This is a genomic window from Kutzneria viridogrisea DSM 43870 (assembly GCF_000525635.1).
GTDB lineage: Bacteria > Actinomycetota > Actinomycetes > Mycobacteriales > Pseudonocardiaceae > Kutzneria > Kutzneria viridogrisea.
The window spans coordinates 735,623-760,922 of sequence record NZ_CP007155.1 but is presented as its reverse complement, the minus strand read 5'-3'; the positions used below and the strand labels follow the sequence as shown (position 1 = coordinate 760,922).

The 25,300-nt window shown below is 71.2% G+C and carries 26 protein-coding genes; 12 read left to right on the top strand and 14 right to left on the bottom strand.

Features of this window, described 5'->3' with window-relative positions:
• Positions 1–46 precede the first annotated feature (46 nt).
• Genes galT through KALB_RS03630 form a run of 3 tightly spaced genes read right to left on the bottom strand, consistent with a single transcriptional unit; the run spans position 47 to position 3,976 of the window.
• Complete coding sequence (gene galT / locus KALB_RS03640) at positions 47–1,132, bottom strand: galactose-1-phosphate uridylyltransferase (RefSeq protein ID WP_025354367.1); 1,086 nt, start codon at positions 1,130–1,132, stop codon at positions 47–49.
• Between the two features lie 29 nt (positions 1,133–1,161).
• On the bottom strand, positions 1,162–1,965 hold the full coding sequence (locus KALB_RS03635; RefSeq protein WP_025354366.1) for a DeoR/GlpR family DNA-binding transcription regulator: 804 nt from the start codon (positions 1,963–1,965) through the stop codon (positions 1,162–1,164).
• A gap of 1 nt (position 1,966) precedes the next feature.
• Positions 1,967–3,976 (bottom strand): beta-galactosidase, encoded by a 2,010-nt coding sequence (locus KALB_RS03630; RefSeq protein ID WP_030107882.1) that lies wholly within the window; start codon positions 3,974–3,976, stop codon positions 1,967–1,969.
• A 229-nt stretch (positions 3,977–4,205) separates the two neighbouring features.
• Between KALB_RS03630 and KALB_RS03625 the strand changes: the two genes are divergently transcribed.
• Genes KALB_RS03625 through KALB_RS03615 form a run of 3 tightly spaced genes read left to right on the top strand, consistent with a single transcriptional unit; the run spans position 4,206 to position 7,260 of the window.
• Complete coding sequence (locus tag KALB_RS03625) at positions 4,206–5,498, top strand: ABC transporter substrate-binding protein (RefSeq protein WP_025354364.1); 1,293 nt, start codon at positions 4,206–4,208, stop codon at positions 5,496–5,498.
• Between the two features lie 5 nt (positions 5,499–5,503).
• Positions 5,504–6,397: a carbohydrate ABC transporter permease gene (locus KALB_RS03620; RefSeq protein ID WP_025354363.1), complete on the top strand. Its 894-nt coding sequence runs from the start codon at positions 5,504–5,506 to the stop codon at positions 6,395–6,397.
• Positions 6,394–7,260, top strand: coding sequence for a carbohydrate ABC transporter permease (locus KALB_RS03615; protein ID WP_025354362.1), 867 nt, complete (start codon positions 6,394–6,396; stop codon positions 7,258–7,260). Before KALB_RS03620 ends, KALB_RS03615 begins: the two co-directional genes overlap by 4 nt.
• Here KALB_RS03615 and KALB_RS03610 read toward each other — a convergent pair.
• Both KALB_RS03610 and KALB_RS03605 read right to left on the bottom strand, forming a co-directional pair.
• On the bottom strand, positions 7,246–8,694 hold the full coding sequence (locus tag KALB_RS03610) for a HAMP domain-containing sensor histidine kinase (protein ID WP_025354361.1): 1,449 nt from the start codon (positions 8,692–8,694) through the stop codon (positions 7,246–7,248). The two genes, KALB_RS03615 and KALB_RS03610, sit on opposite strands and share 15 nt — an antisense overlap.
• Complete coding sequence (locus KALB_RS03605; RefSeq protein WP_025354360.1) at positions 8,691–9,389, bottom strand: response regulator transcription factor; 699 nt, start codon at positions 9,387–9,389, stop codon at positions 8,691–8,693. Before KALB_RS03605 ends, KALB_RS03610 begins: the two co-directional genes overlap by 4 nt.
• A gap of 159 nt (positions 9,390–9,548) precedes the next feature.
• On the opposite strand from KALB_RS03605, the gene abc-f reads away from it, so the two are divergent.
• Positions 9,549–11,156 carry a ribosomal protection-like ABC-F family protein gene (gene abc-f / locus KALB_RS03600; protein ID WP_025354359.1) on the top strand — a complete coding sequence of 536 codons (1,608 nt, stop codon included), beginning with the start codon at positions 9,549–9,551 and terminating at the stop codon, positions 11,154–11,156.
• Here abc-f and KALB_RS03595 read toward each other — a convergent pair whose 3' ends face one another.
• Positions 11,157–11,759 carry a trimeric intracellular cation channel family protein gene (locus KALB_RS03595; protein WP_035971223.1) on the bottom strand — a complete coding sequence of 201 codons (603 nt, stop codon included), beginning with the start codon at positions 11,757–11,759 and terminating at the stop codon, positions 11,157–11,159.
• A 184-nt stretch (positions 11,760–11,943) separates the two neighbouring features.
• Here KALB_RS03595 and KALB_RS03590 point away from each other — a divergent pair, with 184 nt between their 5' ends.
• Complete coding sequence (locus KALB_RS03590; protein ID WP_025354357.1) at positions 11,944–12,606, top strand: histidine phosphatase family protein; 663 nt, start codon at positions 11,944–11,946, stop codon at positions 12,604–12,606.
• Positions 12,607–12,645: 39 nt separating this feature from the next.
• Here KALB_RS03590 and rpmF read toward each other — a convergent pair whose 3' ends face one another.
• Genes rpmF through mrf form a run of 3 tightly spaced genes read right to left on the bottom strand, consistent with a single transcriptional unit; the run spans position 12,646 to position 14,295 of the window.
• Positions 12,646–12,807 (bottom strand): 50S ribosomal protein L32, encoded by a 162-nt coding sequence (gene rpmF / locus KALB_RS03585; RefSeq protein ID WP_025354356.1) that lies wholly within the window; start codon positions 12,805–12,807, stop codon positions 12,646–12,648.
• A 1-nt stretch (position 12,808) separates the two neighbouring features.
• Positions 12,809–13,063: a type B 50S ribosomal protein L31 gene (locus KALB_RS03580; protein ID WP_025354355.1), complete on the bottom strand. Its 255-nt coding sequence runs from the start codon at positions 13,061–13,063 to the stop codon at positions 12,809–12,811.
• Positions 13,060–14,295, bottom strand: coding sequence for a ribosome hibernation factor-recruiting GTPase MRF (gene mrf, locus KALB_RS03575; protein WP_025354354.1), 1,236 nt, complete (start codon positions 14,293–14,295; stop codon positions 13,060–13,062). Before mrf ends, KALB_RS03580 begins: the two co-directional genes overlap by 4 nt.
• 104 nt (positions 14,296–14,399) lie before the next feature.
• On the opposite strand from mrf, the gene rpmB reads away from it, so the two are divergent.
• The 4 genes from rpmB to rpsR are packed head-to-tail and all read left to right on the top strand — an operon-like array spanning position 14,400 to position 15,356.
• Positions 14,400–14,636, top strand: coding sequence for a 50S ribosomal protein L28 (gene rpmB / locus KALB_RS03570; protein ID WP_025354353.1), 237 nt, complete (start codon positions 14,400–14,402; stop codon positions 14,634–14,636).
• On the top strand, positions 14,636–14,800 hold the full coding sequence (gene rpmG, locus KALB_RS03565; protein WP_025354352.1) for a 50S ribosomal protein L33: 165 nt from the start codon (positions 14,636–14,638) through the stop codon (positions 14,798–14,800). Before rpmB ends, rpmG begins: the two co-directional genes overlap by 1 nt.
• Complete coding sequence (gene rpsN / locus KALB_RS03560) at positions 14,800–15,105, top strand: 30S ribosomal protein S14 (protein ID WP_025354351.1); 306 nt, start codon at positions 14,800–14,802, stop codon at positions 15,103–15,105. The genes rpmG and rpsN overlap by 1 nt, the downstream gene beginning before the upstream one ends.
• 11 nt (positions 15,106–15,116) lie before the next feature.
• Positions 15,117–15,356 carry a 30S ribosomal protein S18 gene (gene rpsR, locus KALB_RS03555; RefSeq protein ID WP_025354350.1) on the top strand — a complete coding sequence of 80 codons (240 nt, stop codon included), beginning with the start codon at positions 15,117–15,119 and terminating at the stop codon, positions 15,354–15,356.
• Here the strand turns inward: rpsR and KALB_RS03550 are convergent.
• Positions 15,301–15,693 (bottom strand): hypothetical protein, encoded by a 393-nt coding sequence (locus KALB_RS03550; RefSeq protein ID WP_148309336.1) that lies wholly within the window; start codon positions 15,691–15,693, stop codon positions 15,301–15,303. The genes rpsR and KALB_RS03550 overlap by 56 nt on opposite strands.
• Positions 15,694–15,812: 119 nt before the next feature.
• Here KALB_RS03550 and bluB point away from each other — a divergent pair, with 119 nt between their 5' ends.
• Together bluB and KALB_RS03540 are read left to right on the top strand one after the other, a co-directional pair.
• On the top strand, positions 15,813–16,445 hold the full coding sequence (gene bluB / locus KALB_RS03545) for a 5,6-dimethylbenzimidazole synthase (protein WP_025354348.1): 633 nt from the start codon (positions 15,813–15,815) through the stop codon (positions 16,443–16,445).
• A gap of 107 nt (positions 16,446–16,552) precedes the next feature.
• Positions 16,553–18,004, top strand: coding sequence for a GGDEF domain-containing protein (locus tag KALB_RS03540; RefSeq protein ID WP_236650164.1), 1,452 nt, complete (start codon positions 16,553–16,555; stop codon positions 18,002–18,004).
• Positions 18,005–18,184: 180 nt separating this feature from the next.
• Here KALB_RS03540 and KALB_RS03535 read toward each other — a convergent pair whose 3' ends face one another.
• Positions 18,185–18,832, bottom strand: coding sequence for a response regulator (locus tag KALB_RS03535; RefSeq protein WP_025354346.1), 648 nt, complete (start codon positions 18,830–18,832; stop codon positions 18,185–18,187).
• Between the two features lie 178 nt (positions 18,833–19,010).
• Positions 19,011–19,259 (bottom strand): hypothetical protein, encoded by a 249-nt coding sequence (locus KALB_RS03530; RefSeq protein WP_148309335.1) that lies wholly within the window; start codon positions 19,257–19,259, stop codon positions 19,011–19,013.
• A 115-nt stretch (positions 19,260–19,374) separates the two neighbouring features.
• On the opposite strand from KALB_RS03530, the gene KALB_RS03525 reads away from it, so the two are divergent.
• Positions 19,375–22,638: a penicillin acylase family protein gene (locus KALB_RS03525; RefSeq protein ID WP_030111644.1), complete on the top strand. Its 3,264-nt coding sequence runs from the start codon at positions 19,375–19,377 to the stop codon at positions 22,636–22,638.
• Positions 22,639–22,654: 16 nt separating this feature from the next.
• Here the strand turns inward: KALB_RS03525 and KALB_RS49740 are convergent, their stop codons facing one another.
• Both KALB_RS49740 and KALB_RS03515 read right to left on the bottom strand, forming a co-directional pair.
• Complete coding sequence (locus KALB_RS49740; protein WP_025354343.1) at positions 22,655–23,539, bottom strand: hypothetical protein; 885 nt, start codon at positions 23,537–23,539, stop codon at positions 22,655–22,657.
• A 12-nt stretch (positions 23,540–23,551) separates the two neighbouring features.
• Positions 23,552–25,273, bottom strand: coding sequence for a hypothetical protein (locus tag KALB_RS03515; RefSeq protein ID WP_025354342.1), 1,722 nt, complete (start codon positions 25,271–25,273; stop codon positions 23,552–23,554).
• Between the last annotated feature and the right edge of the window lie 27 nt (positions 25,274–25,300).

The following is a 25,300-nucleotide window of genomic DNA, read 5'->3' as shown; positions in this document are numbered from 1 at the left end:
TTGCTGAGAGCGACCTGAGACACACCTAGGGGTCGGGTGAGGAAATTCAGCCGACCGCGCGCAGCCGCTCGGCGATCTGCTCCGGGGTCACGTCGTTGATCCACACGGCCATGCCCGACTCGGAACCGGCCAGGTACTTGAGCTTGTCGGCCGTGCGCAGCACCGAGAAGACCTCCAGGTGCAGCCAGGACAGGTCCCGCCCGGTGCGGACCGGCGCCTGGTGCCAGGCCGCGATGTAGGGCAGTGGACGGTCGTACAGCGCGTCGAGCCTGCCCAGCACGCGCAGGTAGAGCTGGGCGAAGTCGTCCCGCTCGGCCTCGGACAGCGCGGGCAGGTCGGGCACCTGGCGGTGCGGCACCACGTGCACCTCCACCGGCCAGCGGGCCGCCGAGGGCACGAAGGCCGTCCAGTGCTCGGAGGTCTCGATGACGCGGGTCCCCGCGGCGCGCTCGGCGGCGAGCACGTCGCCCAGCACCGCACGACCGTTCATGCGCTGGTACTGCTCGGCCACGGCGAGCATGCGCTCGGTCTTGGGCGTGACGAAGGGGTAGCCGTAGATCTGCCCGTGCGGGTGGCTCAGCGTCACCCCGATCTCCTCGCCGCGGTTCTCGAACGGGAAGACCTGTTCCACCCCGGGCAGGGCGCTGAGCGCCTCGGTGCGATCGGCCCAGGCGTCCACCACGGTCCGCACCCGGGAAGGTGTGAGCTGGCCGAAGGACTTGGTGTGCTCGGAGGTGAAGCACACGACCTCGCAGCGACCCCTGCCCGCGGCGCGCGCCACCATCGGCATGCCCGCCACGGTGGCGGGGATCTCCGGTACGTCCTGGGCGAAGGACGGGAAGCGGTTCTCGAACACCACCACGTCGTAGCTGGACTCGGGGACCTCGGTGGGCCGCCCCTCGGTACTCGGGCACAGCGGACACAGGTCGGCGGGCGGCTTGTAGGTGCGGGTCTGCCGGTGCGCGGCCATGGCCACCCACTCCCCGGTCAGCGGGTCGCGGCGCACCTCCGAGCGCGGCGCCTGCTCAGGCAGGTCCCTGGTGTCCACCGCGGTGCGCGGTGGCGCCTGTGGTGTGTCGTCGAAGTAGATGATCTCCCGGCCGTCCGCCAGCCTCCGCGAGGTCCTGGTGATCCCGGTGGACGTCCCGCCCGTGAGCTCGGTCACGCACCTACTCCCTGTTCCTTCTCGTCCGGCGGCTCGGCGAGCCGCAGTTCGCCCACGTGCTCGGTGAGCACTTCCCTGGCGTCGGTGTTCAGGCCGACGTCGCTCACCAGCACGTCGGCCTCGTCGAGGTCGGCGATCGTGGAGATGCCCACGGTGCCCCACTTGGTGCTGTCGGCCACCACGACGACCTTGCTCGCGGCGTCGACCAGCGCGCGGTTGGTCTCGCTCTCGTTGAGGTTCGGGGTGGTGAACCCGGCGCGCGGGGCCATGCCGTGCACGCCGAGGAAGACCACGTCCAGGTGCAGTGCCCGCAGCGCCTGCACGGCCACCGGGCCGACCAGCGCGTCGGAGGGGGTGCGCACCCCACCTGTCAGCACGACCGTTCGATCGGTTCTGCCGCGCTGCTGGAGCACGTCGGCGACCCGGATCGAGTTGGTCACCACGGTCAGGTCCGGCACGTCGTCCAGGAAGCGGGCCATGGTCCAGGTGGTGGTCCCCGCGGACAGGCCGATCGCCGTGCCCGGCCGCACCAGTTCGGCGGCCAGCCGGGCGATGTACTCCTTCTCCGGCAGCTGGCGCACGGACTTGGCCTCGAAGCCCGGCTCGTCGGTGCTGCGCCCGGCAACCGTGGTCGCCCCGCCGTACACCTTCTCCACCAGCCCGCGGCCGGCCAGCACGTCCAGGTCCCGGCGCACGGTCATGTCCGAGACGCCCAGCCGGATGACCAGGTCGCTGACCTTCACCGCACCGGTGCGCCGGATCTCCTCCAGGATCACCGCCTGACGCTGACGGGCGAGCACATCACACCTCCCGGACCACGGCGGTCCCACCAGCGGGCACCGCCAGACAACCGGGCACATCGCTGCCCGCGGCCAGTTCGATACCCCGGACCGGCAGGACGACCTCCGCCCCGGTGTGGTTGACCACCACCAGCCACGATATCGGCCCCCGCGGACCTTCGCCGGTCCTGCGCACGACCTCCACCCCGGCAGGTGCCCGCACGACCGGTCGTGCACCGGCGCGCTCGGCGACCTCGCGCACCAGCCCGAGCATCGAGTCGGGGTCCAGCGTGGTCGCCACGTACCAGGCCAGACCCGAGCCGTGCTCGTTGCGGGTGATCGCGGGCACCCCGGGCAGCGGGCCGTCCACATGGGACGCCACGACCTCGGCGCCCTCGGGGTGCAGCAGCTCGGTCCAGGTGTCTGCCGTCGCACCGTTGCTGAGCCGGACCCGCTCCCCGGCGCCGAGCGGGTAGAACTCCTCCACCCGGACACCGAGCAGGTCGGCGAAGGCACCGGGGTAGCCGCCCAGCCGGACGCGGGCGTGCTCGTCGGTGATGCCGGAGAACCAGGTCATCAGCAGGTGCCCGCCCGCGGCCACGTACTGATCGAACGATCGTGCGTTCTCATCGCTGACCAGGTAGAGCGCGGGCACGACCACCAGCGGGTAGCGGCCCAGGTCGGCGGAGGGCGGCACCACGTCCACGGTGATCCCGGCCTGCCACAGCGCCCGGTACACCCCGAGGACCGCCTCGTGGTAGCGGAAGTCCTGGGTGGGGTGGGCGGGCTGCTCGGCGGCCCACCCGGCCTGGAAGTCGAACACCAGCGCGGCCTGGGCGTCCACAGTGGACCCGACCAGTTCCGCGCAGCGCCGGTAGGCGGCGCCGAGCTCGCACACCTCGCGGAACACGCGGGTGTCGGAGCCCGCGTGCGGCAGCATCGCCGAGTGGTAGCGCTCGGCACCGGCCCGCGAGGCGCGCCACTGGAAGAACAGCGTGCCGTCCGCGCCGCGCGCCACGTGGGACAGGGAGTTGCGGGCCAGCTCACCGGGTTGCTTGGCGCGGTTGCGGGGCTGCCAGTTGACCGCCGAGGTGGAGTGCTCCATCAGCAGCCACGGCTTGCCGCCGGCCAGTCCGCGCACGAGGTCGGCGGACAGCGCCAGCTCCACGTGCCGCTGCTCGTCCTCGGCACGGGTGTAGTGGTCGTTGGACACGAAGTCGACCTCACGCGCCCAGGACCAGTAGTCCAGCGCGCCGAAGGTCCAGCCCGCCATGAAGTTCGTGGTGACCGGCACGTCGGGGGTGATCGCGCGCAGCACGTCCCGCTCGGCCACGAACAGCTCCAGCAGGGTGTCGCTGCCGAACCGGTCGAAGTCCAGCAACTGCCCGGGGTTGCCGTAGGTCGGCGTCACCCTCGGCGGCTGGACCTGGGCCCAGTCCGAGTAGTGCTGGCTCCAGAAGGCGGTGCCCCATGCCTCGTTCAGTGCGGCCAAGTCCTTGCTGTAGCGGGCTTTCAGCCACTCGCGGAAGGCCTCGGCGCAGCGCTGGCAGTAGCAGCGCCGCACGTGGCAGCCGTACTCGTTGTTGACGTGCCAGGCCGCCAGCGCCGGGTGTTCGGCGTAGCGCAGCGCCAACTTCTCAGCCAGGGCAACGGACTTCTCGCGGTAGACCGGGGAGTTCGGGCAGTACTCCTGGCGTGAGCCGTGGCTGAACCGCACCCCGTCCTCGCGCACCGGCAGCACCTCGGGGTACCGGTGGGTGAGCCAGGGCGGCGGTGAGGCGGTGGCGGTGGCCAGGTCGACCCGGATGCCGCCTTCGTGCAGCAGGTCCAGCACGCGGTCGAGCCAGCCGAACTCGTAACGGCCCTCCTCGACCTCCAGCAGGGCCCAGGAGAAGATGCCCACGCTGACCAGGTTGACCCCGGCTTCGCGCATCAGGGCCACGTCCTGGGCCCATACCTGCTCAGGCCACTGCTCCGGGTTGTAGTCCGCACCCCAGCAGAGGCCAGGCACACGCTTCGGCCACCCGGTCACGCTCGCCAGGGTGGCGCACAGATACACCAAACGTCAACACAGTCAAACACAGCCCATGTTAATAACTGTGCGCCCCGTCACAGTTACCAACCGCAGTCACTCCTCGAAAAGGCTGCTCTAGCTGGAGTAACCCGATTCGGAAGGGTATTGACAACCGGTGTGACGAGTACAACATTGTGCGCAACTTTGTTTGAGTACGTTGGTTCCACTCACCCGGAGGAGGGGCTCGATGGTGCGCCCGAGACCCATGCCCACACTGGACCGCAGGACCGCGCTCAAGGCGCTGCTGGCCGCCACGGGGCTGGCCGCCACGCCCGGACTGGCCGCCTGCGGCTCCGGTGCCGCGGGCTCCGACGCCAAGTCCGTCACGTTCGGCTCGAACTACTCCGACGCGGTGCCCCGGCAGGCGATCGCCGCGGTGCTGGACGGGTTCAAGGCCAAGTCGGGGCTCGGGCTGTCGATCAACACCAAGGACCACGAGACCTTCCAGCAGCAGATCAACAACTACCTGCAGGGCCACCCGGACGACGTCTACACCTGGTTCGCGGGCTACCGGATGCGCTTCTTCGCCGCGAAGGGCCTGGCCACCGACATCTCCGACCTGTGGGGACAGCTCGGCGACAACTACACCGCGGCGCAGCGCGAGGCCTCCACCGGGGACGACGGCAAGCAGTACTTCGTGCCGTTCTACTCCTACCCCTGGGCGCTGTTCTACTCCAAGAGCACCTGGAGCAAGCACGGCTACCAGGTGCCCAAGACCTTCGACGAGCTGATCGCACTGGGCACCAGGATGCGCGCCGACGGGCTGGTCGCGCTCGCGGCGGGGCAGAGCAACGGCTGGCCCCAGCTGGGCACCTTCGACCAGCTCAACTTCCGCACCAACGGCTACGAGTTCCACAAGAGCCTGATGGCGGGCAAGGAGGACTGGAAGGGCGCCAAGGTCCGCGCCGTCTTCGACAACTGGAAGCGCTTGCTCCCGCTGTACCAGGACAACGCGCTGGGCCGGAAGTGGGAGGAGGCCGCGCAGGGCGTGCTCGCGGGCACCTCGGGCATGATGCTGATCGGCTCGCAGCAGATCGGCCAGCAGTTCGCCAAGAAGCTGGACGACCTGGACTTCTTCGCCTTCCCGGAGATCGACCCGAGCTTCGGCACCGACACCGTGGAGGCCCCGATCGACGGCTTCATGCTGTCGCGGAAGGCGGCCAACCTCGACGGCGGTCGCAAGCTGCTCGCCTACCTGTCCACCCCCGAGGCGCAGCTGACCTACCTCAAGAGCGACCCCACCTCCATCGCCGCGAGCTCCAAAGTGGACGAAGGCGGCTACAACGAGCTCCAGCGCAAGTGCGTGGAGTTCGTCCGCAACGCCAAGCACATCACGCAGTTCCTCGACCGGGACACCGATCCGGGCTTCGCCGGTGACGCCATGACCAACGGCATCAACAGCTTCCTGCAGAAGCCGAACGAGGTCGACTCCGTGCTCAGCGGCATCGCCGAGCAGGCAAAGTCGATCTTCGCGAAGTAGCGGCCGTGCGCAACAGGAACAGGGCCACCGCGCTGGCCGGTGGCGACCGGCTGGTCGTCGCACTGATGCTGGGCATCCCGACCCTGCTGCACGTGGCGCTGGTCTGGCTGCCCGCGCTGGCCTCGGTCGGGCTGTCGTTCACCGAGTGGGACGGCATCGGCGGGCTGGCCGACATCCACTGGGTTGGCGTGCAGAACTACGTGGACATCTTCACGCACTACCCGAGGTTCTGGCCCGCACTGCAACACAACCTGGTGTGGCTGCTGTTCCTCATCGTGCTGCCCACCGGGTTCGGGCTGCTGCTCGCGGTGCTGCTGGACCGCAGGCTGCGCTTCGGCGCGCTCTACCAGAGCGTGCTGTACCTGCCGATGGTGCTCTCGCTGGCCCTGGTCGGCTTCATCTGGCAGTTGGTCTACCAGCCCGACCAGGGCCTGCTGAACAACCTCGCCGGGCTGCACGTGAACTGGCTGGGCGACCCGGACATCAACCTGTACGCGGTGCTGGTGGCCGCGGGCTGGCGGCACGCGGGCTACGTGATGCTGCTGTTCCTGGCCGGGCTCAAGGCGATGGACCCGGCGCTGAAGGAGGCCGCGGCACTGGACGGGGCCAACTCCTGGCAGACCTTCTGGCGGGTGACCCTGCCGGTGCTGCGGCCGATCACGATCATCGTGCTGGTGGTGACGGTGATCGAGGCGCTGCGGGCCTACGACATCGTCTACATCCTCAACAAGGGCCGCAACGGGCTGGAACTGCTGTCCATCCTGATCACCGACAACATCATCGGCGAGGCGAGCCGGATCGGCTGGGGCTCGGCGCTGGCCGTGGTGCTGCTGGCGATCTCGCTCGGGTTCATCATCACCTACCTGGTGCAGGTGTTCCGCAGGGAGGAACGCTCGTGAGCACGCTGCGACCGAACGCGGGCCGCGTCGCCCTGCACACGTTCCTGGTCCTGACCTGCCTGGTGTGGCTGGCCCCGCTGCTGTGGGCGGTGTTCGCCTCGCTGCGCGGCTACGCCGACACCGCCACGCACGGCTACTTCTCCTGGCCGTCCACGCTGACCCTGGACAACTTCGCCAACGCCTGGACCCAGGCGGACCTGCCGCACTACTACCTGAACACGCTGTTCGTGGCCGTGCCCGCGGTGCTGGTCACCCTGCTGTTCAGCTCGCTGGTGGCCTTCGTGCTGTCCCGCTTCAGCTTCCGGTTCAACCTGCTGCTGCTCATGCTGTTCACCGCGGGCAACCTGTTGCCGCAGCAGGTGATCGTCGTGCCGCTGTACCGGCTGTACCTGCTCACCCCGCTGCCGGGCTGGCTGTCCGACAGCGGTTACCTGCTGGACTCCCAGTTCGGCCTGGTGCTGATCCACGTGGCCTTCCAGAGCGGTTTCTGCACGTTCGTGCTGAGCAACTACATGAGGACCATCCCGCACGAGCTGACCGAGGCCGCCAGGGTGGACGGGGCCGGGGTGTTCCGGCAGTACTGGCAGGTGGTGCTGCCGCTGTGCCGCCCCGCGCTGGCCGCGCTGGCGACCCTGGAGTTCACCTGGGTCTACAACGACTTCCTGTGGGCGATCGTGCTGATCCAGACCGGTGACCGGATGCCGATCACCTCGGCGCTGAACAACCTGGGTGGGCAGTTCTTCACCGACAACAACCTGGTCGCGGCCGGGTCGTTGCTGGCGGCACTGCCCACCCTGGTGGTGTTCTTCGCACTGCAACGGCAGTTCGTCGGCGGCCTGACCCTGGGCTCAACCAAGGGGTGAGGCGGCCGGGGTCGGGCGCCCTGGCAACCTGATGGTCATCAGCGCGCCGCCCTCGGGTGCCCGGCCCGCGAACACCGTGCCGCCGTGCCGGTGCACGGCCTGCGCCACGATGGCCAGCCCCAGCCCGGAACCGGGCAGGGTGCGCGCCTCCGAGGACCGGTAGAACCGCTCGAACACGTGCGGCAGGTCGGCCTCGGCGATGCCCGGCCCGCTGTCGGCCACCTCGATCAGCATCGCCCCGTCGGTGGTGGAGCGCATCGTCAGCCGCACCACCCCGTCGGAGGGGCTGAACTTGATGGCGTTGTCCAGCAGGTTGAGCACGGCCCGCTCCAGGGCGTGTGCCTCACCGAGCAGGAACCACGGTTGCAGCTGCACCTCGAAGCCCACGCCCGAGCCGCGCCTGCGGGCCCGGTCCAGCGCCCGCTCGACGATCTCCACCAGCTCCACCGGCTCGTGCACGGCCTGCGGGGCGTCCTCGCGGGCCAGCTCGACCAGGTCGCCGATCAGCGTGGTCATCTCGGCGATCTGCGCCCGCACGTCGTCGTAGATCTCTGCGCGGTCCTGCTCGGACAGCGTTGGTGCGCCAGGCTTCTCCGAGGCGAGCAGCAGTTCCAGGTTGGTACGCAAGGAGGTCAGCGGGGTGCGCAGCTCGTGACCGGCGTCGCCGACCAGTCTGCGCTGCCGCTCCTGGGACTCCGCCAGCGCGCCGAGCATCGCGTTGAAGCTGGTGGTCAGCAGCGCGAGCTCGTCGTCCCCGGACACCGGTATGGGCGTGAGGTCACCCGTGGCGGCCACCCGCTCGGTGGCCTGCCGCAGCCTGCTCACCGGGCGCAGACCGCCCTGGGCCACGGCGGTGCCCGCCAGCGCGGCGACCAGCACCCCGCCCAGCCCGACGAAGACCAGCACCAGGCTGAGCTTCTTCAGCGTGTTCTCCACCTGGTCCAGCGGTTCGGCCACCACCAGCGCCGTGCCCTGGGTGAAGGGCACGGCCACGATCTCGTAGCCCCCGTACTCGCGGCTGGAGACCTCGGAGCTGCCCGAGGCCACTGCCTTCTCACCGGCACCGAGCCAGCCGTGGTTGAGCCGCATCGGCATGGGCACGTTGGCGTAGGAGGACCCCTTGGAGTCCACCACGTCCACGTGGACCTCCTCCAGCGGGAAGAGGTTGTTCACGTCCACCCGCGGCCCGCTGCTGCCCGACAGCGACTTGCTCAGTGCCTGCACCCGCACGATCAGGCTCTCCCTGGCCTGGGCGTACAGGTTCTGGCTCACGGTGAAGTAGGCGCCGATGGACACCAGTGCCACCGCGCCCGCCACGCAGAACGCGGTGAGCAGGGTCACCCTGGAGCGCAGCGAGATCCGCTGGCTGCGCTTGCGGGGGCGCAACTGCTCCACGGGCACGCCGTGCACCTCGGGGTACTCGGTCGCGGTCACGGAGGGGTCTCCCGCAGCACGTAGCCCACGCCGCGCACCGTGTGCAGCAGGCGCGGTTCACCCTCGGCCTCGGTCTTGCGGCGCAGGTAGCCCACGTAGACCTCCAGCGCGTTGCCCGAGGTCGGGAAGTCGTAGCCCCAGACGTCCTCCAGGATGCGGCCCCTGGTCAGCACCTGCTTGGGGTGCGCCAGGAACAGCTCCAGCAGGCTGAACTCGGTGCGGGTCAGGCTGATCGGCCGCTCGCCGCGGCGCACGTCGCGGGTGCCCGGGTCCAGCTCCAGGTCGGAGAAGCGCAGGGTCGGGGCGGTGCCCAGCTTGGCGTTGTCCTCGTCGGTGACCGCCCTGCGCAGCAGCGCGCGCAGTCTGGCCAGCAGCTCCTCCAGCGCGAAGGGCTTGGGCAGGTAGTCGTCGGCGCCCGCGTCCAGCCCGGCCACCCGGTCGGACACCGCGTCGCGCGCGGTGAGCACCAGGATGGGCAGGTCGTCACCGGTGCCGCGCAGCCTGCGGCACACCTCGAGTCCGTCCAACCGGGGCATCATCACGTCGAGGACCATGGCGTCGGGCCGCTGCTCCGTGACCGCCTGCAACGCCTGTTGGCCGTCACCGGCCAGTTCGACCTGATAGCCGTTGAACTGCAGCGAGCGACGGAGCGACTCGCGCACGGCCCGGTCGTCGTCCACTACGAGGATGCGCATGAAGTCAGTGTTACGTGCGGGCCTGAGAGGCGCCTGAGAAGGGTCCAAGCGCAAGCCGTGCATTTTCGGGTGACGAGGTCAGGGGCGCGCACTACCCTGGGTACGTGGTCATCTGACGAACCCTCCGCACCCAGTGCCCTTACGAGTGTTCGGGATCAGATGACGTCTCAGTTGGCCCTTCGGGGTGTCCGCAAGTCCTTCCAGGACCGAGTCGTGCTCGACCAGGTCAGCCTCACCGTGCGCCCAGGCGAGCACGTGGGGGTGGTCGGCGAGAACGGGGCGGGCAAGTCCACCCTGCTGCGCCTGATCACCGGGCTGGAGCGGCCCGACTCCGGTGAGGTCACCGTGCACGCCGGGGGCGGCACCGGCCACCTCGGACAGACCCTGGAGCTGCCCGACCACGCCACGGTCGCGCGGGCGGTGGACGTGGCGCTGGCCGACCTGCGCGAGCTGGAGCGGGCGCTGCGCGCGGCGGAGGCGGGGCTGGCCGACTCCGGGGAGCGCGGGCTGGCCGAGTACGGGGACCTGCTGGCGGCCTTCGAGGCGCGCGGGGGCTACCAGGCCGACGCGCGGGTGGACGCCGCGCTGCACGGGCTCGGGCTCGCCTGGCTGCCGCGCGACCGGGAGCTGGGCAGCCTGTCCGGCGGGGAGCGGGCGAGGCTGGCCCTGGCCTGCCTGGTGGCCGCGGCGCCGGAGCTGATGCTGCTCGACGAGCCGACCAACCACCTCGACGCCGCGGCGATGACCTGGCTGGAGGACCGGTTGCGGGCGCACCGGGGCACGGTCGTCGCGGTCTCGCACGACCGGGTGTTCCTGGACCGCGTGGCCACGGCGATCATCGAGGTGGACGCCGAGCGCCGGACCGTGACCCGCTACGGCGGGGGCTACGCGGGCTTCCTGGCCGAGAAGGCCGCGGCCAGGCACCGCTGGGAGCTGGCCCACCAGCAGTGGTGCGAGCAGGTCGGGGAGCTGACCGAGCGGGCCGCGACCACCGCGCGCCAGGTAGGCTACGGCCGGCGCAGGGACGGCAACAAGGCGGGGTTCGACCGGCACGGGGCCCGGGTGCAGAACACCATCTCGCGGCAGGTCCGCAACGCCCAGGAGCAGTTGCGCAGGCTCACCGCGCAGCCGGTGCCGCGCCCGCCGGACCCGCTGCGGTTCCGCGCGGACGTGGGCGACGCGGGCCGCGCGGGGGTGCTGGGCAGCCTGCGGGGTGTGCGGGTCGGCGACCGGTTGGACGTGCCGGAGCTGGAGATCAGCTCCGGGGACCGCCTGCTGCTGCACGGCCACAACGGGGCGGGCAAGTCCACGCTGCTGCGGGTGCTGGCCGGTGCCCTGGAACCGGATCGCGGCCAGGTGCACCGCGCGGGCCGGTTCGGCTACCTGCCGCAGGAGGTGCCGCTGGCCCGGCCCAGGCGCAGCGTGCTGGCCACCTTCGCGCAAGGCCTGCCCGGTGTGCCCGAGGAGCACGCGGAGCGCCTGCTCGGGCTGGGCCTGTTCCGGCCGGAGGACCTGTCGGTGCCCACGGGTGTGCTGTCCGTGGGCCAGCGGCGCAGGCTGGCCCTGGCCCGGCTGGTGGTACGCGAACTGGATCTGCTGTTGCTGGACGAGCCGACCAACCACCTGTCGCTGACCCTGGTGGAGGAGCTGGAGCAGGCCCTGTCCGGGTACCGGGGCGCGCTGGTGGTCGTCTCGCACGACCGCTTGCTGCGCAGCAGGTTCACCGGCGAGCAGCGGGAAATGCGCGCGGGCCGGCTCCTCGCGTGATCAGGCCTTGGGCACCGGCGCGTTCCAGCGCCGCCACAGCGCCAGCAGCCTGATCGTCACGACCAGGGCGGCGCCGACCACGGTCCCCCACAGCTCGGGCAGTCCCAGCCAGGCGCCCACCGCCACCACCACGGCCCCGGCCAGTGCCGCCACGGCGTAGATCTCCTTGCGCAGCACCATGGGGATCTCCCGCAGCAGTACGTCGCGCAGCGCCCCGCCGCCGATGCCCGCGGTCATGCCGATCAGGCAGGCGGTGTACGCGGGCACGCCGTGTTGCAGGGCCGTGGTGGTGCCCGCCGTGACGACGAGCCCCAGCCCCACCGCGTCGGCCAGCTGCATGGCCACCCGCAGCCGGGCCACCTGCGGGTGCGCCCAGAACACCAGCAGCCCGCTCAGCGCGGGCACCAGCAGGTACGGCCAGCTGCGCAGGGTGGTCGGCGGGTGCACGCCGAGCAGCAGGTCGCGCATGATGCCGCCGCCCAGTGCGGTGGTCATGGCGAGGACGACAACGCCGAACACGTCGAGCCGGGCACGCACCGCGGCCAGCCCGCCAGAAGCCGCGAAGGCCACTAGCCCGATCAGCTCAAGCACCACGGCTGGCAGCGTACGGGCAGGCCGTGACCGGTGGAGAGGCACAGCTCACACCGGGACTGCTCTGCGTGACTATCGGTCCTACGATCCGTGAATGCCCGTCGCCGAACGGATCAGTGCAGGTGACGGGCACCCACGCGGTGTTTGCCCCACGCGAACCGGCTGGTCCGGTTGGGCCTGACAGGACAATGAGGACATGAGGATCATCCTGGTGCGGCACGCGGAAAGCCTCGGCAACGTGGACGAACTGGCCTACTGCCGCATCCCGGACCACGCGCTGCCGCTGACCGCGCGCGGGGAGCAGCAGGCGGTGGACATCGGCCCGCGGATCCGCGCCCTGCTCGGCACCGGCCCGATCGCGGTGTACGTGAGCCCGTACCTGCGCACCAGGCAAACCCTGCAACTGATGGAGATCGACGACCTCGCGGACCGCATCGTCGCCGAGCCGAGGCTGCGCGAGCAGGACTGGGGCAACCTCCAGGACCCGGTGGAGCAGGAGGTGCAGAAGCGCCAGCGGCACGAGTTCGGGCACTTCTTCTACCGGCTCGCGCACGGCGAGTCCGGGGCGGACGTGGACGACCGGGTCGCCAGCTACCTCGCCGAGCTGGAACTGCGCATGCTGCGCCAGTCCTCGCACCCGACCACGGTGCTGGTCGTCTCGCACGGGCTGGCGATGCGCCTGCTGTGCCGCAGGCTGTTCTCCTGGAGCATCGAGCTGTTCGAGTCGCTGTCCAATCCGAACCACTGCGAGTTCCGCGTGCTGGAGCGGGACGAGCAGGGAGTGTGGAGCATCGACCGGCCGTTCACCCAGTGGCGCCAGTCCCCCGACGGTTCCACGCAGAAGACCTCCGTGCGCTGAGCCGGTGTCGCGCGCCGGGTGGCACGCGACACCGGTGGCTCAGCCGAGCAATCCGCGCTGGTAGGCGGCGACCAGCTTGCGCGGCACCAGGATCCGCTTGCCGCGCACCACGATCGGCACCAGGTCGGGGGCCTGCGCCTTCCACTGGGACCGGCGGTGGCGGGTGTTGCTGCGCGAGGTCTTGCGCTTGGGCACTGCCATGTCAGCGATCCCCCCGCCTACCGTAGCGGCGGTGGAACTTCTCCACGCGGCCCGCGGTGTCCATGACGCGTTGCGCGCCGGTCCAGAAGGGGTGCGAGTCGGCGGTGACGTCCACCAGCAGCAGCGGGTAGGTGTTGCCGTCGGTCCACTCGATCGTCTTGTCCGAGGTGGCCGTGGACCGCGTGAGGAACGCGGTCCCCGTGGCGGCGTCCTTGAACACCACCGGGTGGTAGTCGGGGTGGATGCCCGGCTTCATCGGTTCTGGTCCTTCCTGTTGCCCGCGACGCTGTCGTCGCTGGTCTCGCGGTCCTCGCAGGGGTCGACGTGCCAGGAGCCGAACGGGTCGGGGTAGGCGTCCCAGGCCGAGGAGCCCTCGGCCAGCTCGGCGTCGGTGAGCAGCGCCCCATGCAGTGCCGCGCTGATGTCCTGCCCGCTGGCCTCGTGCGCGACGACCACCAGCTCCTGCGCGCGGTCCCCGTAGTAGGGGTCCCAGTTCAGCGCGGCCATCGCCCGCCGGTCGGCGTCCACCCCAGCCCAGTCCTCGGGGTCCAGGGCCGCCAGCCACGGCCCGGCGTGCCCCACGCGCAGCCCGCCGCCCGCGGATTCCAGCCACAGCGCCACATCGGGCTGGCTGGCCACCCAGACCCGGCCGCGCGTGCGGATCACGCCGTCCAGCAGCACGTCGAGCGTCTCGTGCAGTCGTTCGGGGTGAAACGGCCTGCGCTGGCTGAACAGCACCACCGACACCCCGCTGTCCGGCTCCAGCGGTGGTTCGCCGCGCAGCAGCGGGCCGTGCGGGCTGTCCAGCCGCCCGCGGCGGGCCTGCTCGGGAATCGCCCCCAGCCACTGCAAGCCGCCCAGCGGGGCGCGCACCGCCGTGGGCGCCAGCCGGTCCAGCACCGCGTGCAGCCGGGCGGTCTCCCAGGCGCCCGCCGCCGCACCGCTGATCACCAGCACGTCGGCGAACTCGGTCTGCCCCACGACCACCTGTGCGACCGTTCGTTCGTCGTCGGCGCTGGCGGCCAGCCCGCGCTCGGCGAGCGGTTCGTCCCCCTCGGCGTCGGCCAGCCAGGTCGCCGCGTCGATCGCCGTGACCACCGCCTCGACCCGGGCGACGGCCTCGGTGGTGCGCTCGCCGACCACGACGTGCCGCAGCGCCCAGCAGATCGCCTCCGGCTCCAGCGCGGGGTCCAGGTGCAGCACGATGCGCCGCACGTCCTCGCGGGCGGCCAGGGTGTGCACCAGCGGCAGCAGGTCCTCGCGCAGCGTGCAGGAGACGCAGCCGTGCGCGAGTTCCAGCACGACCGTTCGATCGGTCCTGCCGTGCCGCAGCCGCCGCCGCACCACGCCCTCGGTGATCCGCCGCAGGTCGTGGTGCACCACGAAGGTGCCCTCCTGCGCGGTGAGCAGCTCCTCGGCAACCTGGCTGGCCGCGGTCGCGGCCAGGCCGCCGACCAGCAGCAGCGGGACACGGCGGTCCTCGGACACAGCCCCTCCTAACGGGAACGATTTCCATCTTCGTCAGGCGCACGCTACCCTGCCGGACAAGATTTGTGAAAACGGATGTCGTTACCAAGTGAGGAAGGAGGGTCATGTCCGCTCGGTGTCAGGTGACCGGCCGCGAGCCCGGTTTCGGCAAGCAGGTCTCCCACTCCCACCGGCGCACCTCGCGCCGCTGGCTGCCCAACGTGCAGCGCCGCCGCTACTGGCTGCCCTCGGAGGGCCGCTGGGTCTCGTTGCGGGTGTCGGTGAAAGGCATCAAGACCATCGACCGGCGCGGCATCGAGTCCGTGGTGGCCCAGCTGCGGGCGCGTGGGGTGAAGGTCTAGTGGCGCGCAACGAGGTGCGGCCGATCGTCAAGCTCCGGTCGACCGCGGGCACCGGCTACACGTACGTGACCCGCAAGAACCGGCGCAACGACCCGGACCGCATGGTGCTGCGCAAGTTCGACCCGGTGGTGCGCAGGCACGTGGACTTCAAGGAGGAGCGCTGATGGCCAAGAAGTCCAAGATCGCCAAGGACGCGCAGCGCCGCGCGGTGGTCGACCGGTACGCGCAGCGGCGAGCCGAGCTCAAGCTCGTGCAGGGCTCAGCGAGTGCCAGCCAGGCCGAGCGCGAGGCCGCGGGCCTGGCCCTGCAGAAGCTGCCGCGCGACGCCAGCCCCACCCGGTTGCGCAACCGGGACGCCGTGGACGGCAGGCCGCGCGCGTACTTCCGCAAGTTCGGGCTGTCCCGGCTGCGGCTGCGCGAGAAGGCGCACCGCGGCGAGCTGCCCGGTGTCAGCAAGTCCAGCTGGTGAGGAGAACGACCGTGGCCAAGCTCGACCGCCGCCCGCCCAAGCGCAAGGTCAACCTGCTCAGGCGCGAGGGCGTCACCGTGGTGGACTGGAAGGACGTCACCCTGCTGCGCAAGTTCATCTCCGACCGGGGCAAGATCCGCTCCCGGCGGGTGACCGGGCTGACCCCGCAGCAGCAGAAGCAGGTCGCGACCGCGATCAAGAACGCACGGGAGATGGCCCTGCTGCCCTACCCCGGGGTGGCCGCGCGCTGACCAGGTGGGCCGCCCTGCTGGCCGAGACCGCCACGCCCGCCAGCAGGGCGACCGCCACCAGCACGACCAGGGCCCGCCCGCTCTCGGCGGTCATCGGGATCTCCCCGCGCCGACCGAGCAGGAAGCCCGCCCACAGGCCCCAGCACTGCACGGCGGCCAGCACCGCCCCCGGCACGTTCGTGCAGGCCGCCACGAGGGCCACCGGCACCGCCAGCAGCACCAGTCCGAACTCGGGGTGGTCGGCCGCGCCGAGCACAGCCGCGATCGTCGTGGCGGCGACGCCGATGCCGAAACCGAGCGCCGCGCCCATGCCTGCGCCGTACCTGGGGATGTCCACCCACCCAGTGCAGCCCATCCCGAGCGGGTCGTCGGCGGTCCTGCCACAGCCTTGACGTGACGCAGGTGACTGTTGACGCGGTCCTGACACCGGCCCCGGCTGAGGCAGGATGGCCGTCCGTGACGCTCTACGACGTGCTGCACCGACGCCGCGACACCCGTGCCGAGTTCACCGGTGAGCCGGTGGACCCCGAGGTGCTGCACAGGGTGCTGTCCGCGGCACATGCCGCCCCCAGCGTGGGGCTGTCCCAGCCCTGGGACTTCGTGCTGGTGGAGGATGCCACCACCCGGCGCGCCTTCCGCGACCACGTGCAGGCCGAGCGCAGCGTGTTCGCCGCCTCCCTGGACGCCGAGCGGGCCGAGGTGTTCTCCCGGATCAAGATCGAGGGCGTGCTGGAGTCCAGCCTGGGCATCGTGGTCAGCTACGACCCGGACCGGGGCTCGCCCGCCGTGCTGGGCAGGCACGCCATCGCCGACGCCGGGCTGTACTCGGTGTGCCTGGCCATCGAGAACCTGTGGCTGGCCGCCACCGCCGAGGGCCTCGGCGTGGGCTGGGTGAGCTTCTACCGGGAGGAGTTCCTGCGCCGCCTGCTCGGCCTGCCCGCCGGGCTGCGGCCCATCGCCTGGCTGTGCGTCGGCCCGGTCCGGGACCTGCCCGGCACCCCCGATCTGGAGCGACACGGCTGGCGCCGACGATTGCCACTCGATGACGTTGTGCACCACGAGAGGTATGGTCAGCGGCCATCCCGGTAGCCTGACCCGGGTCGGACCGGCATCGAGAGAAGCAGGGGACGTCGAGGACTGAAGTGGATCAGGACGATTCGCCCGTAGCGGGTCAGCTCCCGGAGCAGGACCAGCAAGTGCGCCTGCTGCTTCATGCTGGCCGCGTTGCGGACGCGAACACCCTGTTCGACCAGGTCATCTCCCGTGCGCCGGTCGGCGACCGCTGGTCCCGCTCCTACGTGCTGGTCTTCCGGGCGACCATGGCCTGGCGGCTGCGGCGCATCCCGCTCGCCCTGGAACTGGCCGCCGAGGGCTGGACCGATCTGGACTCCGAACGCCCCAAGGGCGTCGCCGCCGCGCGCACCATCAGCATGCTGGGCTACCTGCTGGAGGGCATCGGCCACCGGCGGGCCGCGCTGGACATGATCCGGCTCGCGGTGCACGTGGCCAGGGAGGCCGGGGACCTGCCGACCCTGGCGCAGAGCCTGCAACGGCTGGGCGGCACGCTGAACTTCCGCGCCGTGGACGGCTCCCCGGTCAACGCCGACGAGATCTTCGGCGAGTCCCGCCAGCACCTGGAGGAGGGCCTGTCCCTGGTCGGCCCCGAGGACCCCAGCTACTGGGCGCTGCGCGGGGCCTACAGCCGCGCGCTGGCCGGTACCGGGGACCTGGCCCAGGCCCAGGCGCACGCCACCGAGGTGCTGCGCTCGGGTCGTCAGCGGGAGGACCTGTGGTCGACCTCGGTGGGCAACTGGGTGCTCGCCGCCGTGCACCGCCAGCAGGGCGACCTGGTCACCGCCCGCACCCTGGGCAGCCGCGCGGTGCGGGAGGCCGAGGAGATCAACGACACCTCGCTGCTGCTGCGCTTCTCCCTGGACCTGGCCGCGATCTGCGCCGAGCTGGCGGACCCGGTCGGCGAGGCCGCGGCCCTGCGGCGCAGCGTCAAGGCCAGCCGGGTGGCCGCCGAGACCCTCCAGGAGGGCCTGGGGCAGGCCCTGGAGCAGCGCAGGCTCGCCGTGCAGGCGCAGCGGCTGGCGATGGCCGCGCAGGAGGCCGCCGCCCGCGACCCGCTGACCGGGCTGGCCAACCGCCTCGGCCTGGAGCGCAGCGCCCCCCGCCTGTTGGAGGGGACCGCCGCCAAGGGCCGGGTGCCCTGGCTGGTGCTGGTGGACGTGGACTGGTTCAAGGACGTCAACGACGACGCCGGGCACGCGGCCGGGGACGCCGCCCTGCGGGAGATCGCCCGCCTGCTGCGCCGCGAGTGCCGCAGCGAGGACCTCGTGGCCCGGTGGGCCGGCGACGAGTTCGTGGTGCTGCTCGGGGACGCCTCCGCCAGCGACGTGGGCCCCGCCGTGGCCGAGCGCATCCGCGCCGCCGTGGACCAGCACGAGTGGACCATGGTGCTGGGCACCGCGCGCCGCCCCACGGTGTCCATCGGCGTGGCGGCCGGTCCGGCCAAGCTGGACCAGTTGTTCGCCGCCGCCGACATCGCCCTGTACCGGGCCAAGCGGCAGGGCCGCAACCGGGTCGAGGTGCACGACACCGCCGTCACCAGCCGCCGGGACGGCCAGCACGCCGAGTTGGGCTGAGCCGGGCCGCAGGCCCCGTTGGCTCGCCCGGACCTCGCCCGACCTGGGCGCAAACGTTTGTCCACAGGCGGCGAGTTGTCCACATGTGGATCTTGAGCAAGATCAGGTGTCGGGGGTGGGCGGTAGACTGGTGTCGGGGTCGCCCCCCAGGGAGTGGCGGGGGATGTTCATGGGTTGGTGCTACGCGATGAGGCCGCCGCGGTAGGCGACCAGTGCGGCCTGCACGCGGTTCACGGCGCCGATCTTGCCAAGGACCGAGGACACGTAGCCCTTCACGGTGGCCTCGGACAGGTGCAGGGCGCCACCGATCTCGGCGTTGGACATGCCCTGGCCGATCAGCGTCAGCACCTCGCGCTCCCGCTCGGACAGCGAGGTGAGCAGCCTGCGCGCGGGCTCGGCGGCCCGTTCCCCGTCGGCCACGGCGGCGAGCACCCTGGCGGCGACACCGGGATCGAGCACGGCCCCACCACGGGAGAGGTCGCGCACGGCCTTGACCAGCTGCTCGGGCTCGGTGTCCTTGAGCAGGAAGCCGCTTGCCCCCAGCCGCAGGGCCTCGCTGACGTACTCGTCCACGTCGAAGGTGGTCAGCATGGCCACCCTGGGCGGCTCGGGCAGCGTGCGCAGCCTGCGCAGCGCGACCAGGCCGTCGGCCGAGCGCATGCGGACATCGAGCAGCACGACGTGCGGCCGGTGCTGTCGTGCCAGGTCGGCGACGAGCAGGCCGTCATCGCACTCGGCGACCACCTCGATGTCGCCGGCGCTGCTGAGAATCATCCTGAGGCCGGATCGGACGAGGTCCTCGTCGTCTGCCAGCATCACTTTGATCACGGACGCCTCCCCGATTGGGCGTTACGTGCGCGCACCCGCCAAGTATCACTCATCTTGACGCAACCACGGGTTATCGCGGTGTTATCTCATCATGCGGGCCCAGTTTTGCCTAGAAGTTCCCGCCAGATGACGTCATGACAGAAATATCAACGGTTATCCAGCTGTGAACGCCTGTTTATCACCTTGAACCGAGGTGCCTGCCCTCCGCGCGGAAGCTGCGCACGGCCGCCAGCACGAGCCCGCCGGCCAGCCAACCGCCCACGGTCCCGAGCACGGCGCCGAACACGCCGGAGCCGAGCAGCACGGCCAGCAGACCACCGGCGCCGCCACCGGCCCGCATGCGCCATCTGCCCTGCTCGGAGCCCAGTTCCTGAGCCAACCCGAGCCGCTCGGACCACCTGCCGACCAGCACCCCGACTCCGCGCACACCGCAACCAAACAGTCACCCCTTGGAGTGAGTCAAGAACGCGAAGGTCTTTCGCATTGCGCTACCGGGAAGTAACGTGCGTCACGTTCGACTCCGGGAGAGGAGCCCCCTGCGCATGCTCAGAACTGCTCGCGCCACCGCAGTCGCGACCCTGACCACCCTGACCGCTGCCGCCCTCGTCCTGTCGAGCGGCCCGGCCTCGGCGGAGGCCCCGCAGCCGAGATCGGCCAGTTACGCCTCCAACGACTACTGCCTCGGCCAGTGCGACGACGTCCTGCCACCGGGTGAGAACGGCAACGCCACCCTGGCCGACATCCTCGCCAACAAGGTGTTCGGCACCAGGCCCGCGCACACCGACGACCAGCTCGGCAAGTACGCCGACCTGATCAACAACTACACCGGGCTGAGCAACGGCCAGCTCGGCTCCTTCTTCGACGACGCCTCCTTCGGGGTGCCGCCGGACCAGGTGGAGAGCACGATCAAGCCCCGTGAGGACGTGACGATCGTCCGGGACAAGGCCACCGGGGTCCCGCACATCACCGGCACGACCCGCTCCGGGACCGAGTTCGGCGCGGGCTACGCGGCGGCCAACGACCGGCTGTGGCTGATGGACGTGTTCCGGCACGTCGGACGCGGGCAGCTGACCAGCTTCGCGGGCGGCGCACCGGGCAACCGCGCGCTGGAGCAGTCCTTCTGGGCGGCGGCGCCCTACACCGAGCAGGAGTTGCAGGCCCAGCTGGACAACGCCGTGACCACGCACGGGGCACGCGGCGCGCAGGCCATGCAGGACGCCAAGGACTACGTGGCCGGCATCAACTCCTACATCACCAAGGTCTACAACAACCGGACCTTTCCCGGTGAGTACGACCTGACCGGGCACATCGACCCGATCACCAACGCGGGCTCGATCGACCCGTTCAAGCCCACCGACCTGGTGGCCATCGGCGGGGTCATCGGTGCCCTGTTCGGCGCGGGCGGCGGCGGTGAGGTGCAGTCGGCGCTGGTCAAGCTGGCCGCCGAGGCCAAGTTCGGCGTCACCGAGGGCGACAAGGTCTGGCAGTCCTTCCGCGAGCAGAACGACCCCGAGGCCGTGCTGACCCTGCACGACGGGCAGTCCTTCCCCTACGCGGCCGACCCGGCCAACCCGCAGGGCGTGGCCATGCCCGACCCCGGCTCGGTGACCCCGCAGCAGCTGGTGTTCGACCCGACCGGGTCGGCGACCTCCGCCACGCAGGTCAAGAGCTCGCCCCCGGTCCCCACGCGGGTCCCCGACGAGGACAAGGCGCGCGGGATCTTCGACAAGGGCGTGTTGCCGCCCGACCTGATCAGCGCCAAGCACGGCATGTCCAACGCGCTGGTGGTCTCCGGCCAGCACACCGACAGCGGGCACCCGGTCGCGGTGTTCGGGCCGCAGACCGGCTACTTCGCCCCGCAGCTGCTCATGCTGGAGGAGTTGCAGGGCCCGGGCATCAGCGCGCGCGGCGTGGCCTTCGCCGGGCTGAGCATGTACGTGGAGCTGGGCCGCGGCCAGGACTACTCCTGGAGCGCGACCTCGGCGGGCCAGGACATCACCGACACCTTCGCGGTGGACCTGTGCGAGCCCAACGGGGCACCGGCCACCAAGAACTCCAACTCCTACCTGTACCACGGGCAGTGCCTGCCGATGGAGCAGCTGGAGCGGGACAACTCCTGGAAACCGACCATCGCCGACAGCACGGCGGCCGGGTCGTACAAGCTGATCGCCTTCCGCACCAAGTACGGCCTGGTGCAGTCGCGGGCGACCGTGGGCGGCAAGCCGGTGGCCTACACCAGCCTGCGCTCCAGCTACCGGCACGAGGTGGACTCGATCATCGGGTTCCAGGAGTTCAACGACCCCTCGGTGGTGCACTCGGCGGCCACGTTCCAGCAGGCCGCCTCGGACATCAACTTCACCTTCAACTGGTTCTACGTGGACTCCAAGGACACCGCGTACTTCAACTCCGGCAACAACCCGGTGCGGGCCGCGGGCACCAACCCGAACCTGCCGATCCGCGCGCAGCAGTCCTACGAGTGGCAGGGCTGGAACCCCGACACCAACACGGCCAGCTACACGCCCTTCGCCCAGCACCCGAACTCGGTCAACCAGGACTACTACGTCAGCTGGAACAACAAGCAGTCCAAGGACTTCAGCTCGGCGGGCTTCGGCAACGGCTCGGTGCACCGCGCCAACCTGCTCGACGACCGGGTCAAGGCGCTGGTCGGCAGCGGGCAGAAGGTGACCCGTGCCGCGCTGACCAAGGCCATGGCCGACGCGGCCGTCGCCGACCTGCGGGCCGAGGACGTGCTGCCGGAGCTGCTGCGGGTGATCGGCAGCCAGCCGGTGACCGACCCGAACCTGGCCAAGGTCGTGGACGGGCTCAAGGCCTGGCAGCAGTCGGGCTCGCTGCGCAGGGAAACCACGCCGGGCAGCCACACCTACGCCAACGCCGACGCCATCCGGGTGCTCGACGCCTGGTGGCCGCTGCTGGTGCAGGCCGAGTTCCAGCCCACGCTGGGCGCCGACCTGTTCGGCACGATGACCGGGGCCATCCAGGTCAACGAGTCGCCCTCCGGCGGGCAGAACGTGGGCAGCACCTCGGGCGGGGCCAACGAGTCCCAGCCGCACAAGGGCTCCGCCTTCCAGTACGGCTGGTGGAGCTACGTGGACAAGGACCTGCGCTCGGTGCTCGGCGACCCGGTGCGGGGCGCGCTGTCCAGGTCCTACTGCGGCAACGGCGATCTCGGCCAGTGCCGCCAGGCCCTGCTGAGCAGCCTGCAACAGGCCGCCGCGCAGACCCCGGCGCAGGTCTACACCGGGGACGCGGACTGCTCGGCCGGTGACCAGTGGTGCGCCGACGCGATCATCCAGCGACCGCTGGGCGGCGTCACCGACGGCAAGATCAGCTGGCAGAACCGGCCCACCTACCAGCAGGTGGTGCAGTACCCGGCGCACCGGGGCGAGGCGATCGGCAACCTGGCCCAGGGCAAGGCGGTCACCGCGAGCAGCCACGAGACCGGGGCGTACAACTCACCGCCCGCCAACGCCGTGGACGGCAGCGGCACCTCGCGGTGGGCCAGTGACTGGAGCGACAACCAGTCGATCACCGTGGACCTGGGTTCGGCCCAGCAGGTCGGCCGGGCCGTGCTGCGCTGGGAAGCGGCCTACGCCAAGGGATACCGGATCGAGGTGTCCGACAACGGCACGGACTGGCGGGCCGTCTGGTCCACCAGCACCGGGGCCGGTGGCACGGACAACGACTCGTTCACCCCGACCACCGCGCGCTACGTGCGGATGACCGGGGTGCAGCGGGGCACCAAGTACGGCTACTCCCTCTACGAGTTCGAGATCTACCCGCGCTGAACGGTGGGCGCGGCGGTCAGGCCGGTTCCTGACCGCCGCGCTCGGCCGGTCGCAGTTGCGGCAGTTCGCTGGCCAGATCAGGACTCCCGTAGTGGGAGAACACCTCGGCCAGATTGCTCAGCAGCCGCCAGCGAGCCCCCTCCGGCAGCCTGTCCACGAATCTGTCCACAAGGGACATAACTGTGTCCGGATTGGACTGTTCGGGCTGGTCGGCGAGCACCTCGGCCAGCCTGCGCAGCTTCGTGGACATCTCCAGTGCCTGGTCCACCTGGTTGCCGTTGTTGTGCAGCCACCACACCGTGGCCATCGCCGGGTCGCTGAGGATGTCGTCCTTGAGGTGCCGCAGTTCCTCGATGTGCAGGTCCCGCTCCCAGCCACGGGCCAGCTTGCGGCGCTGCACCTCCTGGTACAGCTCGGTGGCCGCCCTGGACTCCTCCGGGACCGCCAGCTCCACCTCGCGCACCTGCACCGAGACCTGGCTGCCCTCCACCCGGGTCAGCACGCCGAGCTCGGCCTCGATCCGGTGCTGGACCTGCTCGCTGTGCAGCACCAGCGCCGTGGCCGTGATCTCCGCGGCGCGCCGCTCGATCTCCCGCCGCGCCACCGACTCCGGCTTGGCGTGCACGGCCTCCGTGCCCGCGGTGACCTCCCAGGCAACGGTGATCGTCGCCTGGAACTCCGCGTGCGGCACCCGGCTGGGCAGCACTGCGGTGAACTGCACCGTGGGGTAGGGCGGCGGGGCGGGCGGCTGGCGCAGTTGCAGGGCCACCGGCTGCTGCTGTTGCGGGCCGTACACCCAGTCGTGCTCGCGCTGCGCCCTGCGCTGCTGCCAGCGGCGCAACCAGTTGCCGAACCGGCCGCGCATCGTCGGCTTGACCTCCGACCAGGGATCGGTGCCCATCTCTCCCCTTGCTCAGCTCGAAATCGCGGCGCGGACCAACGGGTCCGCGCGATTCACCTTGGCCAGCAACAACTCCTGCACCCGCTGGCGGTCGGCGCCGCCCGCGCCGCGCCACCGCAGGGCGGCCAGCTCCAACGCCCCCAGGTCCTGCGGGCGCCCCGAGCAGGCGGCCACCAGCTGGTCCAGGATCCACCCTCGACCGTCCTGTTCGGACTCCGCAGCGTCCAGCAGTGCCGTCACCACCAGGTCCCACGGCGCGGTCCCCTCGCCCAGCCAGCGCCTGAGCCGGATCACCACCTGCGTGAAGTGCTTGTGCGCCAACGAGGACAGGGCGTCGAGCACCGGCTGCGCCAGCTCCTCGCGGGCCGCGAAGTGCCCGATCCTGGTCAGCGCCACCTGCGGGTAGCGCTGCCCCAGCTCGCCGCCGCAGACCGCGAGCGCCACGGTACTCAGCGGGGTGGACAGGTCCCTGCGGCAGGACCAGTCGTAGATCGTCCTGCGCACGGCGAAGCCCAGGCCGGTGTCCAGCGCGCCCGCCACGAGCAGCCGCTCGGCCAACCGCCGCAACGGGGTGCGCTCCGCCCAGGCCGCGACCGCCGTGGTCAGCACGGAGGGCACCGCGAGGTCCATCAGGTGCCCGGCCACCACCTCGCCGTCGCCGTACCGCTCCGGCAGCGAGATCATCCAGCGCACGAGGTGATCGCGCAGTGCGGGGAAGTCCCGCCAGGCGTAGCCCAGCACCGACCTGGCGTAGTCCGGTTTCGGCAGCCGCACCCGGTCGTTGTCCACGACCGCGCCGACCGAGGCCAGGCGTGCGGCCAGGCCCTCGCCCGCCAGCGGGTGGACCTCCTCCTCAGCCACGTAGCCGGTCGCCCGCAGCAACGCCTCCGAGGCCGCCAGCACGCTGTCCGGGTGCGCCTGGTCCAGCACGGCCGCCGCCAGCAGCAGGGCACGCCACGGCACGTCCGGGTGCGCGCGGAACTCCGCCGTGAGCTGGTCCGACCAGTCCCGCAGCGCCGCGACCACGTCCGCGCAGCACTGGGCGAAGTCCCCGTCCTGCGCGCTGACCCTGCGCACCAGGTCGGCCATGCGCGCCGCGTCGCTGACCCGCGCACCGGCCAGCAGGCGCCGCACCTCCGGCTCCGCCAGCCACTTGTCCGCCTGGTCGTCCAGGCCGTCCGCGGCCAGGTGCGCCAGCAACACCTCGTCGGCCGCGGGTGGCCGCAGGTCCACCAGCTCCGCCTCGAACAGGTGCCCGTGTGCCGGTGGCACCACCAGCACCAGCCAACTGCCCTCCGCCGACAGCTTCGCCCGGAACGCCGCCAGCCCCGTGGCCGTCTGCTCCACCGTGCGGTCGTCCGCCGTGGTCAGGTCCAACAGGTAGCCGTGCCGCGGCGACACCGGGTGCTTGGCCAGCGGCGACTCCTCGTCCACCTCGATCTCGGCCAGGCTCAGCCCGCCGACCCCGTCCAGCAGGCAGGTCGCCGCCGTGCGCCGCCCCGTGCCCCGGCGCGAGGCCAGCACGACCACCCGGTCACCGGCCAGCCTCGCCAGCGCCACCCCGAACCCGCCCGGTCGCACGAACCGGCTCGCCGCCCTGCCCGCGTCCAGCACCGTGCTGACCGGCAACCCGCGCCGCGCGTAGTTGTGCGTGACCACCGACACGTCCCGGAACTGGTACACGTCGCCGCCGACCGCCGCGTGCACGGCGTTGTCGGTGTCACCGGGCGTCACGATCGCTCCTCTGGTAGCTGGGTGCCA